The sequence below is a fragment of the Oceanobacillus sp. FSL W8-0428 genome, assembly GCF_038004405.1.
Classification (GTDB): Bacteria; Bacillota; Bacilli; order Bacillales; family Amphibacillaceae; genus Oceanobacillus; species Oceanobacillus sojae.
Genome location: NZ_JBBORB010000001.1, coordinates 3,121,319 through 3,137,931, shown reverse-complemented (window position 1 = coordinate 3,137,931; position 16,613 = coordinate 3,121,319). Strand labels below are relative to the sequence as shown.

Below are 16,613 nucleotides of genomic sequence, written 5' to 3'. Positions count from 1 at the left end.
CATGTTATATACTCATTTCATTTTGATCAGCTTTACATATGATAAAGAAGTAAATATGCGTGACAGTGTAAAGTTATCTAAATCAGTCCTTCCCCTCCTGGTTATTCATAGTTATATGTCATAATTCAGTTAATTTTTCTGAATTATATATCTAATGTGGATAATAAACTATATTCACACATTTGTATATTGAGGAATGTTAATAGTTTATGTATTTTTTGATTAAAATTGATTTCTTGCGAATAATTATATCCGATTTCATATTATGTGTAATCAACCCTAAAAACAAAAGGTGGAGCTGGGGAGTGGAGATGTTTTAGAAGATACCTGCCAATAAATTTGAAAAAGGAGCTATTACTGAAAATTAGTAATAGCTCCTTTTTCTTACTTAAATCTGCTTTACCTAGTCAGATGAACGGTTACGGAAGCGGTTGACAATAACTAAGATTGCACCGGCTGCCAGTAAACCTAAGCTGATAAGCAATAAGTTGAACATAGATGTTGCTGTACCCGGCAATGTTTCACCATCACCTTTATCTGTTTCTTTAGAATCACCTGAATCCGTTTTACCTGAAACTTCAGCTGATCCTTTACCTGGATCTTCTCCCGACTCTTTACCTGGATCTTCTCCCGGCTCTTTACCTGGATCTTCTCCTGGATCTTCTCCTGGCTCTTTACCTGGCTCCTCTGGCTCTTTACCAGGTTCCTCTGGCTCCTTACCCGGCTCCTCTGGTTCTTTACCAGGTTCCTCTGGCTCTTTACCCGGCTCTTCTGGTTCTGCTTTTACAAAACCAAAGTCTAATGTCGGGTCATGTTCTCCGTCTTCTGTTAAATGACGGGATACCGCAAACCATAAAGAGGAATCAATGGAATTATCATCGCCTACCTCTTCCAGAGTTGGTACATACCCTTTCAAGGCTTCTTTAGATGCTTCCCGATCAATTCGTACAATGTACGTTTTATCGATTGGCAGATTTTCAAAGATATAATATCCATTTTCATCTGTTGTTACTGGTCCTACTGGATTTCCGTAAACATCTATTACTGGATTTCCATCTTCATCTTCAATCGTTAAGACGACTCCTTTAATCGGGATGTCTGTTTCGTCTTGTAAACCGTCTTTGTTTTTGTCAAACCATACATAGTCACCAACACTTACTTTTGCCGGATTATAATTGTTTTTTACTGTGAAATTATATCCATTCTCTTCACCAGCAGTTACATTACTTTCATAGTTTGGAACGTCTTCTTCCTCAACAGTATATTCAATTAAGTCTCCGTCTGCGTATACGTCCAAGCCAGTGAAGTCAGCCTGCCAGTTATTATCTTCACTCAGAGTAATTTCCTGACCTGTTTCTTCTCCATTTTTCAATAGTTTCACTGTAATGGAATCTGGACGATTTCCAGCTTTATTATTTTCGTCATTCCAGCTTTTTATAACATTGATACTTGTTTGTTCTGGTGTATAGCTGTTGGTAATATCCATACCATTAATTTCAGCAGAGTAATCTTCTACATTATCTTCTTGAACAGTATAATTAATTTCTTCTCCGTTCTCGAATTTTGGCAGGTTAGTAAAGGTGTAGCTCCAGTCAGATTCCTCAGAAACTTTCACAGCATTTACTTCGCTACCATTTGCTGATAAACGAACAGTAATGGATTCTGGGCGTTTGCCATCTTGATTATCGGCATCATCCCATGTTTTTGTTCCTTCTAAGTCAATTAGCACCGGTTCGTAGCTGTTGGTAATTACATAACCATCTGCAGGATTCCCTGCTGTTTGGGTTGCATACCCTTCTACCGCGACTTCTTCTATACTGTATTGAATTTCTTCTCCATCTGTATAGACGTCTAGTTCAGTAAAGTCTCCTTGCCAGTTATTTGCTTCATTTAGTATTAATTCCTGACCTGTTTCTTCACTATTTGCAAGTAATTTTACTGTAATCGCGTCCGGGCGTGCACCATCCTGGTTATTTGCATCCTCCCATGCTTTGACTACATTAATACTTGTTTGTTCCGGTGTATAGCTGTTGATAATGTTCAGACCATCAATTTCGGCTGAATAATCCTCTACATTATCTTCTTGAATAGTGTAATTAATTTCTTCCCCATTCTCGAATTTTGGTAAGTCTGTAAAGGCATAGCTCCAATCTGTTTCCTCGGAAACTTCCGCAGATTCTGCTTCATCACCATTTGCTAACAGACGAACAGTAATGGATTCTGGGCGTTTGCCATCTTGATTATCGGCATCATCCCATGTTTTTGTTCCTTCTAAATCAATTAATTCTGGTTCATGTATATTGGTAATTACATAACCGTCTGCAGGATTTCCTGCTGTTTGCGTTTCATAAGCATTAACTGCTATTTCTTCAACACTGTATTGAATTTCTTCTCCATCTGCATAGACGTCTAATTCAATAAAGTCTCCCTGCCAGTTACTCGCTTCGTTTAGAGTTAATTCCTGACCTGTTTCTTCACCATCTGCAAGTAATTTCACTGTAATCGAACCTGGACGAGCACCATCCTGATTACTCGCATCTTCCCATGCTTTGACTACATTGATACTTGTTTGTTCTGGTGTATAGCTATTGGTAATGTTCAGGCCATTAATCTCCGCAGAGTAGTCTTCCACGTTGTCTTCTTGAATGGTGTAATTAATTTCTTCTCCATTATCAAATTTCGGTAAATCTGTAAAGATGTAGCTCCAATCAGATTCCTCAGAAGCTTCTACAGCTTTTACTTCGCTACCATTTGCTAATAAACGAACAGTAATTGACTCTGGGCGTTTGCCGTCTTGATTATCAGCGTCATCCCATGTTTTCATTCCTTCTAAATCAATTAATTCTGGTTCATGGGTATTGGTAATCACATAACCGTCTGCAGGATTTCCTGCTGTTTCTGTTTCATAATCTTCTACAGCTACTTCTTCTATGCTGTATTGAATTTCTTCTCCATCTTTATAAACATTTAATTCGATGAAGTCTCCTTGCCAGTTATTTGTTTCGTTTAGAGTTAATTCTTGGCCTGTTTCTTCACCATTAGCCAATAGTTTCACAGTAATCGAGTCTGGGCGTGCACCATCTTGATTATTGGCATCTTCCCATGCTTTGACTACATTGATACTTGTTTGCTCTGGTGTGTAGCTGTTGGTAATATCCATTCCATTAATTTCTGCAGAGTAGTCCTCTACATTATCTTCTTGAATGGTGTAATTAATTTCTTCTCCATTATCAAATTTCGGTAAATCTGTAAAGACATAACTCCATTCTGTTTCCTCAGAAACTCCCACAGCTTCTATTTCGTCACCATTTGCTAACAGACGAACAGTGATGGATTCTGGACGTTTACCGTCCTGGTTATCGGCGTCATCCCATGTTTTCGTACCTTCTAAATCAATCATAGCTGGTTCATGCGTATTGGTAATCACATAACCATCTGCAGAATTTCCTGCTGTTTCTGTTTCATATCCATCAACAGCTATTTCTCTAACGGTATAGGTAATTTCTGCACCTGTCTGATCGATGACTGGTAATCCTGTAAATGTGCCTTCCCAGTTATTGTTCTCATTTAACACGATTGATTGCTCTGTTCCTTCATCGTTTTCTAACAATATAACGGTAATCGACGCGGGGCGGACACCATCCTGGTTATCTGCATCTTCCCAAACCTTTGCTACATTAATACTTGTTTCTCCTGATTCAAAAGTATTGGTAATAGTTAGGCCATCTTCCGATATTGCCTTCTCATAATTATCAGGAACTTCCACTTCATCGATTGTATATTTATACTCATTCCCATCGATATCTGTTTTGTCTAGCTCAGACCAAATATATTCTGTTTCGCCATCTTCCAGCGCTACTGCATCACCGTATGGTTCACCATCTCTGTACAGCTGCAATTCAATGGTTGGCTTTGGCCCACCTTCCCATACTTTTGTTCCTGTTATGTCAGTTTTTTCTTTTGTATTTTCAAACGTAATTGACACAATATTCTCTTCGTCGTTACCATATGCTTTATTAACAACAATTTCTATCTCATCTTCAGAAATAACATATCCTGCTGGTGCTTCTTCCTCTACTAGGTAATACGTTCTAAGTGGTAAGTTTCCAATTTGAAGGATACCATCTACCGTAGTAAATGCCTCTTCTTGTGTGTATTGAACTCTTTCTCCATTTAAATCGTACCACAGTGTAAAGGTCGCTTCGTTATTTGCAATAACTTCCTCTTCTTCTGCATCGACTTTTGTAACTTTTAAAGCTCCTCTGTTTGGTGCCCATTCGCCGCCTGCATCAGAGAATTGTCTGGCATTTAATTTACTGGACTCTACAGATTGCTGATCAATAGCAGATCCATCCAATGAAATTCTGTTACCAATATCACCATCTGTTGCAGTTACAACGGTTGTATATTTTAAAACTAAGGTATCTTGTAAATCTTCTGCCATGTTGATAGTTAAAACATTTTCACCATCGTCTGTCGCGCTGACATCAAGTATATAGTCTGTTCCTTCTACTAGAGCATTCTCTAAGTCCTGCGCTCTATAGATTTCAAGACTATCTGATAAATATACGTGACCGGAGCTTAAGGTATCCGTAATCACAGGATTTTTAATGATAGAAAGGCTCTCATTAACCGTAACTTGCCAATCCACTTCATCCCCTGTGAATACACGATCACCATTTAAACCAATTGCTCCTTTTTTCAAGAAGTCATCGTACTGACCATAGTTAAGGGTAGCACTATAAGGATATTCCACATCTCCAACACTAACTATTGCGTTGTTAGTATAGCTTTGTTTTGAGATGTCTGGTACAGATGTCGTAAATTCAATCACATATCTTTCTGTTACCTCATTGTTAAAGGTAATTGTAAATTCGCCGCCATCAACGTCTACTGAATAATTACCCGGGTCTAATACTGGCCCAGTAATTTCAGTTGAACCATTAGAATTTACGTTATAAACCGATACTCGGATACTATCTGCATCAATATTTCCAGCATAAGCTAACGTATCTGTTATCGAAACATCTGATCCTAGGTTTTGTTTTTGATAATTCGTGTACAACTGCCAGGCGACCTTTCTTTCACTGCCGCTTACCCAACCATTTACTGCTTTGCCTTCGTCATCAAAATGGACTAACTGCCCTTCTTTTTTACCGCTGTTCCAGGAATCTTCTCTTACCCTTGTATCAGCATTACGAGTTTCATCAATCGGATTCTCATTTACTGTTTCTCCCTTAAAATGAGCATGATTGACATAAAGTCTGGCGCCATCTTGATTTTCTCCGCCTACACGAGATATATGAGGTTCTAGCGTATTACCATCCACTTCTTCTTGCGGGTCATAAGAGGTTTGATAATCAACACTTAGCTGTCCTCCATTTAATGGTAACGCATTGTCTAGAAGAGTAATAGTAAATCCTTTATGATAACCTGTTTCACCATCTTCAGTTCTAGGTGCAAGCGTGTAATCTGTACCTTCTACAAGTTCGTTCCCAGCATGATTTACTTTTACCGAACCCGGCAATAGAATCATCCCTTTATTCGGGAAAGTATCTTCTATTACTAATGAATCAATTGCTTCTCTTCTTGGATTCACATTTAATTGCCAATTCATCGTTTTGGCATTATAATCTATTCCCCGGAAACTCTTACCATAGGTGTTAGCTGCTGGTCTAATCTCAGCGTTACTATTTTCTCCCTCTTCACCAACACCATCACCTGTCATACCTACACTATTATTAAAATTATTTTTAGTGAAATCGGTAATCGCAGTTGTATATTCTACTTTCAGCTTGTGTGTACCTACATCTCCTAAGTTAATAACAACTGCTGTTCCACCATCAGCATTAGGGTCAAGGCTGATGTTAACAGGAGTATAAGAATTGCCTTCTTCGTCAGTGATTACAATATCACTTTCAGAAATCGCTAACCCTTCCGGAATTAAATCTGTCAGCACAGCATTCCCAATCGGGTGTCCTGCTTCATTGACGTGAATCGTCCAGCTGACCGTTTTATTGTCATAATCTACATTGGATACCCCTTCTTTGCGAAGGACCGGATCTCTAACAATGTTAACTGTTGCATCATCACTATTTAATTCATCTTCACCATCTTTTAGGGTTGCTTCATTTAAGAAGCCATTATCTTTTTGATATTTGCTATCATTGATATCTGCCCAATTTATATCTGTTTTAAATTTAATTCGATAGGCATCATCCTGTCCTAATGCCCCTAAGTTTATCGGGAACTCCATAAACGAACCGCCATGAGCAGCTCCTTCTGTCCAAGTTCCTTCACTTTGTGTAATTCTAACCACTTCAATACTATCTGGGTCTACGGTTAAGCCAGGAGGCAGACTATCTTCTACTATAGCCTCATTAATAAGACTTCCATTTTTATTAACATCAATTTGCCACTGAATAACATCGCTGTCTCCATCTTGCCAGCCATCCTTTTCAATCGGATTACTTCTTGTCAATCCTCCAACGGTAGCCTCAGCCGGTAAACTTTTTTCACCGTATTTAAAAGTTGCGTCATTAGTAAATGATTCTTCTGCATAATTTTCAATGGTTGTCGTATATTGGACACGATAGCCATTAAAAGGTGCGATTGTGCCTAAATCAATTGGGAATTCTGATGGATTTAGAGTCGATGTTACGTCTTCTCCTTCGCTTATACCTCCATCAAAGCCAATGTTTAGCTTATGGATAACAAAATCTCTAGCTTCTCCTAATCCACCAGGAATGTTATCCGCTAATGTTGCCTCCGTTATCTCTTCATCATTAGTATTGACCACGTCAATCGTCCATGTAATTTCTCTTGCATCATGGTCCGTATCGGGATGTCCTTCTTTTTCAATACCGCTATGTTCTATATTTGGCCGCGCAATGACAGTTATGTTATTTTCGTGACCGTCATTGAATGGAATCTCTTGTTCAATATTTTCTCTGAATTTATCCAAATTGAACTCTAAACCAAGATTGACAAACCCGTTTTGGACGTCTGAAGTCTCAATGCCTTCATCAAATACAAATTTTAACACACCATCCTCAACGTGGTAGGTTCCTACCTTTGTTCCATCAACTATGAGATCTTGAACTGGTGTAGTAACCGTCTTAAAGGCATCAGAAAGACTAATCTCGGCTGTGTCACCAGCTTTCGCACTCATCCCTTGTGTATGCCAGCTAAACCTAAGATCTGCAATAGTACCTTCAGTGATGGAAATAATGTCACCATCTTCAATCGTTTGACCATCAATTTCTAAGCTTTCAAAGGTAAAGATATTCCCTAACTCAGCCTGCGGTCCTACATTAAATGCAGCAGAAGCCGCAGTGTTCTCTTCTTCAGCTTCCTCAGTACCTTCTTCAGTCTCTTCTTCCTTCACTGCTTCCTCGGCGCCTTCTTCAGTCCCTTCTTCCTCTACTGCTTCCTCGGTCCCTTCTTCAGTCTCTTCTTCCTCTACCGCTTCCTCGGTCCCTTCTTCAATCTCTTCTTCCTCTACCGCTTCCTCGGCACCTTCTTCAGTCCCTTCTTCCTCTACTGCTTCCTCGGCACCTTCTTCAGCCACTTCTTCCTCTACTGCTTCCCCAGTTCTTTCTTCTTCAACCGCTTCTTCCTCTACAACTTCCCCGGTTCCTTCTTCCGTTGACCCCTCTTCAACAGATTCTTCAGTAGTTACTTCTTCTTCCTCCACAACTTCCTCTTCCTCTAAAGGCACCTGCAGCTTTAATGTACCTTCAGCTTCCGGATGCTCCAGCGCCACTTCATTAAACGTGACGCTAATCATATTTTCTGTTGTTTTAAAGGAAGCAATTTCCACAGCTTCTTCATCTGAAGAGATGATGCCGTTCTGCGCTGCTAATTCTACAGGAGAATCGAAATCTACAGGTTGGCTTACATCTTCTAGATCATAATCCGCAAGCGACCAGTCTATATGTAGAAGCCGACTATCTTCTTCCTCGGTAAAAGAGCTCTCGGAAATGCTTTCAAAATCAAAGAACGTATCATTTTTATTTCCTTCTGCGTATGCCGTCTGTATCGGTGCAAAACCTGTTACAAATGACTGCATAACAAGAAGAAAAATCATAAATATACTTACTCTTTTTGCTCTTCTCTTCAATTAGTCCAGTCCCCCTTTTCTTTTTTATTTTTATTAACTGCTGGAATAGTGAAACCCAACACCTCCTAATATCTTTATATCTTTAAAATAATTTCTGTTCTGCAGAAAAAGCGTAAAAGAACGTTATCTAATAGATGAATAGATTCACTATTTATGAAAACGCCCTGGCATTACCCTTATCCAACTGACAGAAACATTTTAAAGTCTCTTCTGACTACATACTCATCCTCTATACAGCAGCTTTTTACTAGTTTCTATGAAGAAAATTACAATTAATATCGAGTTACTGGAAATGAGACTCTGTAGTCATTTTCATAATAACTTACTGAATATGTCCCAGAGAATAGTGTGTATATATACAAATTCTGTACATCCTGGTAATCTAATATATCCCAATATTTGGTTATATTAAGTCAGCAAAAAAATTCATTTTATAAAAGCATTGTTTCTGCTTTATAAAATGAATTTTCATGAATTTCTCGATATATATAATTTAAAATTCCGTTCGCCACCCGACTTGAACATCCTCTTTAAACCCTGGATTTTTCTTTTAAAATATCTGTTGCTTTTATATCAAAACCTGTTAAATCCTTCATTTTTGAAATATTATAGGATGCTGGTTCTTCGTGGAGGTGTAAATGCTCTGAAAATTTGTTAATTAATTTAACCCATAAATCTTTCAGCATTTTCCTCTCTGCAGCAGCCCATGAATAATTCAATTCAGCTAAATACTCTCCTCCATACACTTCCAGCACTGCAAAGTATTGTTCAACATCTACTTTATTTTCTTTTAATAAATATTGGGCATCGAGCTTAAATTCATGAGATTGAATCTGTATGCCATCCCCCATATCTATTTGATAAAATTCTTTCTGGCTGACGATTTTAATAGGAGCATCTATTTGCCGGATAACCTTCCTGATCTGATATATGGCAGTATAAAGCTGGGCATTTGCTTTTTCCCAAGGTAGATTGCTCCACAACAAATCAATTAATTCACTTTTCCGGATCGTATTTTGATGATTATGGATAAAATAAGCAAATAATTCTTTCGCTTTAGACGTTCGCCACTTTACTTCTATCCATTTATTCCCATGATAAATTTGCAGCACTCCTAAATCCTTAATAACAAACGATGATTTACAGGTCGCAATTTCCTGTTCTACCGCTTTTCTTTCCTTTATCCGTTGTATGGTTACTGGTAAACGTTCCTGCTTTACGGGTTTCAATATATAGTCTACTGCATTTAATTCAAAAGCTTTGACCGCATACTTGTCATAAGCCGTAACAAAAACAATATGTAAGGAAGGTTTAATGTCTAACAATTGTTCAGCTAAATCAGTTCCTTTTATAACGGGCATATGTATATCGATAAATACAGCATCTAGATCGGTTACCTGTACATGTTGGATTAAGTCGCCAGCGTCTATATATTTTCCTGTCACCTGTACTCCTTCTATTTTATTCAACAGTAAATACAAATATTGTAATGCCAAATGTTCATCGTCAATGATAGCAATATGCAGCATAGAATCCCCTTCCTGATTATTTTCACGATATATCACGTATAATTCAAGCATACATGACAATAAATATTAGCTATCTTCCTTTTTCTAAACAAATTCTATACAATTTTCTGGTTTACTAATTATCCCGCCTCCACTTACCTTTATTTCTTCCAATACTTGAAAATACTATATTATGGCCCAATAAAAATAAAACTCCACTTGATGGGTATACTATCTTTTTCCCATCAAATGAAGTTACATCTTTTGTCTTGTCATGCACTGGATAAATATTTTAATTATCTGCTAAATCCACTTCAAAAGAAACCTTTGTACCCCGGCCATGTGAACTGTTAATCGTTAAGCCTTTTCCATAATGCCGATGCAGTCTTTTTTCAACATTTAAAATACCGACGCCTGATTTACTGTCAGATTTCCCCTGTAAAATGCCCGGAATATCTGTTGTTTCTATTCCGACTCCATCATCTTCTACTGTAATTAATGCTTTGGAACGGGTATAATCTTTTTTTATTCTGATTACTACTGAGCCTTTCCCATCTCCCTTTCGGATACCATGATGTACAGCATTTTCCACCAATGGCTGAATCGATAAAAATGGAATATTTATCTCTTGATAATCCTCCAGCTCCCATTTCACCTGAAGGGCTTCTCCAAAACGGACCTGCTCAATATACAGATAGGATTGGACGATATTTAATTCCTCTTCTAAAGGTACTAAAGCATTCATTTGCTGGAACTGAAATTTGCTTCGCAACAGGTTTCCAAGCTCATCCAGGAGCTGTCTCATTTCCTCCAGATTCCATTCGCTTAATGCTTTGATAGCATTCAAAGTATTAAACACGAAATGTGGCTGTATCTGCGCTTGAAGCCACAGCGTTTCTAATTGTAATTGCTGCTCTGCAACCTTCTTAAGAGTGATTAGTGAATCCAGCCGGGTTTTTAACTCTGCCGGTTCTACAGGCTTGGTTATATAATCATTCGCACCGGCAGCAAAAGCTGCTTGTATATCTGAATTACCGCCAGTAAGCAGCAATACAGGAAGCTCTGTCAGAGAATACCGTTTACGAATCATTCTGGTGAGTTTATATCCGGAGATTTCCGGCATCATAATATCGGAAATAACAATATCCCACCCTCCTTTTTCCACCTTCTCCAAAGCTTGGACGGCACTGGTAACAAGAACCAGATTATATGCATCCTCGGGCAGTACAGCTTGTAACGCTAACAAACTGGCCGGATCATCATCTACTGCTAGAACAGATGGTTTTTGTTCGTTTTTCCAAGACGGGATTTTCAATTGCTCCGAATCCTCGATCCTCCTGATTGTTTGTGTATTCTCTTCAGGCAGATGAACAGCTTCCCGGGATGATGCTAATTCTAACGTAAAGGTAAAGGTTGTTTTCTCTCCTTTTTTGGAAGAAACCTGAATGGTCCCGCCATGAAGTTCTACCAGTTGTTTCGTAATACTTAGTCCCAGCCCAAAACCGCCGTCCCGTGTTATCCCTTCCGGAGCATCTCCTTGCTCATAAGGAAGAAATAATCGCTTCTGCATCTCCGGACTGATACCCGCGCCCGTATCAGTAACATGAATTTCTGCAACATTTCCATTTACAGCTGCCGATATAGTAATGGTTCCATGATCTGTATACTTTATAGCATTTTTGACTAAATTAAATAAAATTTGCGTCACTCGATTTTCATCCGCGAACACTGCCGGAAATGTTTTAGAAATTTGATTGATGATTTGAACCTTCTTCATGTCAAATGAAAATTGTAATAAATCCATCACTCCTGTGACAATCGGTTCCAAAATAATAACCTGTTTGTTTAGTCTGGGCTTGCCCTGCTGCAGCTGTCTCTCTTCTAATAAGTCCGTTAACAGTAGATTCATCCGCTTTCCTACATTCAATACCGTATTTAAATCATTGATACTTTGCTCTGTTATAGCAGATTCCTCTCTATCGCGTACACCCTTCGAAAGTAATAACATACTGTTTAAAGGATTGCGGAATTCATGAGAGGTATTTGCTAAAAATTGATCTTTCTCCCGGTTTATCCGCTGTAACGTTTCGGCCAGTTCTTTCGTTTCCCTGTAGGTACGAAAATATCCTTTAAGCCAAACCATCATAAAGCACACCACTGCAAAAATGAGATCAAAAGGATAATGCGGCATATATACTCCGCTTCCTCTCCATATTAAAGCCCATACAACATGGTGAATAGCTGCTGCAACGGATAATACTAAAAAGAAATCTGTATTCAATGACTGTTTGTACGACCGTATTATTGCAAAAACACCAATACCGACCAGGGAACAACAAGCGAACAGATAAAGTGGCAGCTGCATAATCAGCTGTGGCAGAGATAGAGGAAAAAATATCGTAACGCCGGCTAATCCAAATACTCCCCATTGAAAATAAGGAAATATTTTATTCCAATAAGGAAGCTTTTGATGATTGGTACATTGCAGAAAAACATAGCACTCGATTAATATCAATGCTACAAATAACTGGTTCCACCAATCACTCTGTGCATAGAAAAAAGAATGTAATAATTTATCTTTTCCACTAAGAAGAAATAGAATAGCATATATAAAAGTTAGTAAAGAAAAAAAGAATAGCTGTTTATTTCTGTTTCCAATTAAATACAAGATGAAAGCATACCCTGAATGAATCAACAGGACAACAACCATGGCAATCTGCATGTAAATCGAAAATTGCAATTCATTGGTAAGCTCTTGTTCTGTTCCAAATTGAATCGAGCGAATAATGCCACCATTTAAATTTCTGATATCTTTAAAATTGGCCGCTTGAATAATGATATCAATGACGCCATTTTCATCTGCTTTAAACGCGACTTTTTGTGGAGAGTTTTCAGCGGTAAATGCTTCTTCTTCCGTGGCAATTTCTCCCGATGATGAGAGTTTATTTCCATTGACATAGACTTCAGAGGCACTGCGGATACTCGGTATATATAATTCATAATGACTATCTTGACCTGGATTCACATGAACTTGCAATCGGTATGTTCCGTAACCGATAGGTGAATTCAATATATTATTCCAGCCTTCGGGCACATGAATGGTTTCTGTATCTGCTAGTACTGCTCCCTTCTCCTCCATTATAAATATGGATGGATAGAAATCCCATTCCCCGTCCAATACCAAGGTTTCGTCCCCATCCGCTTTCCACTCCCTTAAATCAAGCTTTCCATTTTGAATATCCAACGGGGTACTATTTTGAAAACCTTCCATCCAAATCAATCGAAAAGCTGATAAACAGACGAAAACAAGCAGTAAAATCAGCACCAGCTTCATATAGTTATTTCTCATTGATATCATCTCTTCTAACGTCAAATTTTAAATATATCCTTCAAATTTCTTTGACGGCAAATGAACTGGATAGAGTTCTCCTGCTTAAGCATAAGACTCTTTATTCTATAGGCTGATGCTGATGATTGTATACTTGGTTTTATGATAAATTGTTCTTTATCCAGTTCACGGATATCAATAAACGTTCTGTTATTTACAAGATTTCAAATATAATTTTTCTATATTTAGTTTAAACGCATTCACCATGTATTCATCATATGCGGTAACAAAACTTATAAAGGTTATATACAACAATTGTTCACAAAATTTATGCTCTTTTCACTTGGCAAATGTATATTTACAAATACAGCATCCGCATTTCTATTTGAGCATGATTAATCAACCCATTGCCGGTCATATGCTCTCCGGGATATATTTATTTTTTTAATAAACTATACAAATCTTAACAGTTCCAAGCAGCTATATTCCCAAATAAATATGTACAAATTCTATACAACTCAAAATCATACAATGATTATATAAAAATAAAACTCCATTCTAATCGGGGCTTAATCACCTCTGCAGAATGAAGTCTTGTTTTGTTTATATATCAATTTCAAAAGATACGCTCGTTCCCTTATTCAGAGAACTGTCAATCATTAATCCTTTTCCATAATGCTGATGCAGTCTTTTTTCAACATTTAGAATACCGACTCCTGATTCACTGCCTGAATTCCCCTGCAGGATGTTTGGAATATTTTCTGTTTCTATCCCTGCCCCATCATCTTCTACCGTAATGATTGCTTTTGATCGGGCAGTATCTTTTTTAAATCGGATTACTACTGTGCCTTTTCCTTGTCTATTTCGAATGCCATGCTGTACAGCATTTTCTACTAATGGCTGAATCGATAAAAAAGGAACGCTTATCCCTTGATAATCCTCCAGCTCCCATTTCACCTGAAGTGCTTCTCCGAATCGGACCTGTTCAATGTACAGATAGGAACGAATAATGTTTAATTCCTCTTCTAACGGAATCAGGTCTTTCATCCGCTGGAACCGGAATTTACTTCTCAAGAAATTACTGAGCTCATTGAGCAGCTTTCTCATTTCCTCTACATCCCATTCACTCAGCGCCAAAATAGAATTCAGAGTATTAAACAAGAAATGCGGCTGTATCTGTGCCTGCAGCCATGCTGTTTCAAACTGTAATTGCTGCTCTGCCACCCGCTTCATGGTTATTAACGAATCCATTCTTGCTTTCAGCTCTACCGGCTCAACGGGCTTGGTAATATAATCATTTGCTCCTGCTAGAAATGCTGCTTGTATATCTGCATTCCCGCCGGTAAGTAAAAGGACAGGAAGCTCTGTCAGCGAATAGCGTTCACGAATCATACCGGTGAGCTTATAGCCCGATATTTCCGGCATCATTATGTCTGAAACAACAATATCCCATTCCCGTTTTTTCAATTCTTCCAGTGCTTGATTCGCATTGGAAACAGGTACAGTATCATACATATCCTCAGATAAAATTGAATTTAATGCTAATAAACTGGCCGGATTATCATCAACCAGTAATACTGCTGAGGCCCGGCCGTCATTTAATTGTGGTAATCCGGATTCCACTTTTTCTTCGCCCTTTCCAGCAGTCCGCACAGTCTGCACCGGCATCTGTACAGCTTCTTGCGGAGAAGCTAATTCCAACGTAAATGTAAAGGTTGTCTTCTCTGCGTCTTCCGAGGAGACCCAAATTCTCCCTCCATGAAGCTCAACCAGCTGCTTAGTGATACTCAATCCCAGACCAAACCCGCCTTCCTGCATGCCGCTTGTTGCGTTGTCCTGTTCATAAGGAAGAAATAACCGCTTTTGCATCTCTCCACTAATCCCAATACCTGTATCTGTCACATGAATTTCCGCATACTTTTCTTTCTTCGCAGCGGATATAGTTACCCCGCCTTTACTGGTATATTTAACGGCATTACCAACTAAATTAAATAAAATCTGCGTAACACGATTTTCATCGGCATAGACTGCCGGGAATTCCTTTGGAATCTTATTAATCATCTCCAACTGTTTCATATCTGATGAAAGCTGTAGCAAGTCAAGAACTCCTGTTGCAATTGGTTCAAGTGAAATTACCTGTTTATTTAAACGCGGTTTCGTACGATTTAAATTTCTTGCCTCCAGCAGATCGGTTAATAACAGATTCATTCTCTTTCCGACATTCAATACTGTATGGAGCTCACTTATACTCCGCTCTGACAATACTGTTTCTTCTCTGTCCATAACAGCCTTGGAAAGTAATAAGATACTATTCAAAGGATTGCGGAACTCATGCGACGTATTAGCAAGAAACTGATCCTTTTCCTGATTCATCCGTTGTAAACTATCAGCCAATTCTTTGGTCTCCTCATGCATTTGAAAATAACCTTTGAACCAGACAGTAATATAGCAAACCACTGCAACAATCAGATCAAATGGATAAAACGTGAGATAGATACTCTGTTCCCTCCATCCTATATCCCAGATATAATGATGCACAACCGCAAAAAAACTAAGGACAAGGAACAGATTTGTCGCCGGATTTTGTCTATACATCCGTGCAATCGAGCAAAATGTAACGACAATCACTATAAAAGCAAACAGATAATAAACAGGAAATAAGAACAGGATCTGCGGTATAGATAAGAATAAGGTTATTCCCACCATTCCGAATATACTCCATTTATAAAAAGGAAATATCCTTCTCCAATATGGCAGCTCCAGGTGATTCGTACATTGCAGCAAAGCATAACAGCCCACCAAGAGCAAGGTGTTTGCCAGACGAAAATCAAAATCATAGGATATATTTAAAAACTGATGAATTAACTTATCTCCATTACTTAAAAGAGAAGTTACGATTATCGATAACATTAAAATGGAAAAATAGAATAGGTACTTATCCCGGTTTCCTATCAGATATAAAATAAATGTATACACTGCATGAATTAAAAAGATAACAATGATACTGATTTGAAAATAGCTGGATATCTGTGTTCCTCTTGAGATTGCCTGCTCCGTACCAAATTTCACAGAACGGATGATACCGCTGCTTCTTATATCTTTATAGTTGGCAGCTTGTATAACAATATCAATATTTCCTTCTTCATTTGCTGTAAAAACCACGTTTTGCGGTAAATTTTTAGCTGTATATTGCTCTTCATCTGAAGCTATCTCACCAGAGGAAGACAGCTTTCGTCCATTAACATAGACTTCTGATGAACTGCGAATACTTGGTATGTATAAACCATAATTCTGATCTATATCAGGGTTAACCTTGATTTGTAACCGATAGGTACCATAGCCAAAAGAAGAATTTAAGATATCATTCCAGCCTTCAGGCACATCTAAAATTTCCGATTCACTGCCTGCCCTGCTTACTTCTTCCATAATAAACTGAGAAGGATAGAACTTCCACTCCCCGTCCAAAACAAGTGTTTCTTTGTCCCCCAGATCCCATGATTGTATATCCAGAACACCATTTTGAATATCAGGTTGAATCTCATTTTGAAAAAACCCCATCCAAATCATGCGGAAAGTAGATAAACAAATAATAAAAAGGAGCAGAATAACTCCCAGTCGAATATAATTTTTTCTCATTCCTATCAACTCTTCCACA

The 16,613-nt window shown here is 38.2% G+C and carries 4 protein-coding genes; all 4 read right to left on the bottom strand.

Annotated features, from left to right (window positions below):
• Positions 1-403 precede the first annotated feature (403 nt).
• Positions 404-8,122, bottom strand: coding sequence for a Cna B-type domain-containing protein (locus tag MKY30_RS14855; protein WP_341084490.1), 7,719 nt, complete (start codon positions 8,120-8,122; stop codon positions 404-406).
• Between the two features lie 530 nt (positions 8,123-8,652).
• The gene (locus MKY30_RS14850) at positions 8,653-9,651 is read right to left on the bottom strand and encodes a response regulator (RefSeq protein ID WP_341084489.1); all 999 of its coding nucleotides are present in this window, start codon (positions 9,649-9,651) and stop codon (positions 8,653-8,655) included.
• Between the two features lie 271 nt (positions 9,652-9,922).
• Positions 9,923-12,979, bottom strand: a complete 3,057-nt coding sequence (locus MKY30_RS14845; RefSeq protein WP_341084488.1) for a hybrid sensor histidine kinase/response regulator — start codon at positions 12,977-12,979, stop codon at positions 9,923-9,925.
• A 582-nt stretch (positions 12,980-13,561) separates the two neighbouring features.
• On the bottom strand, positions 13,562-16,594 hold the full coding sequence (locus MKY30_RS14840) for a hybrid sensor histidine kinase/response regulator (protein WP_341084487.1): 3,033 nt from the start codon (positions 16,592-16,594) through the stop codon (positions 13,562-13,564).
• Positions 16,595-16,613: the final 19 nt, after the last annotated feature.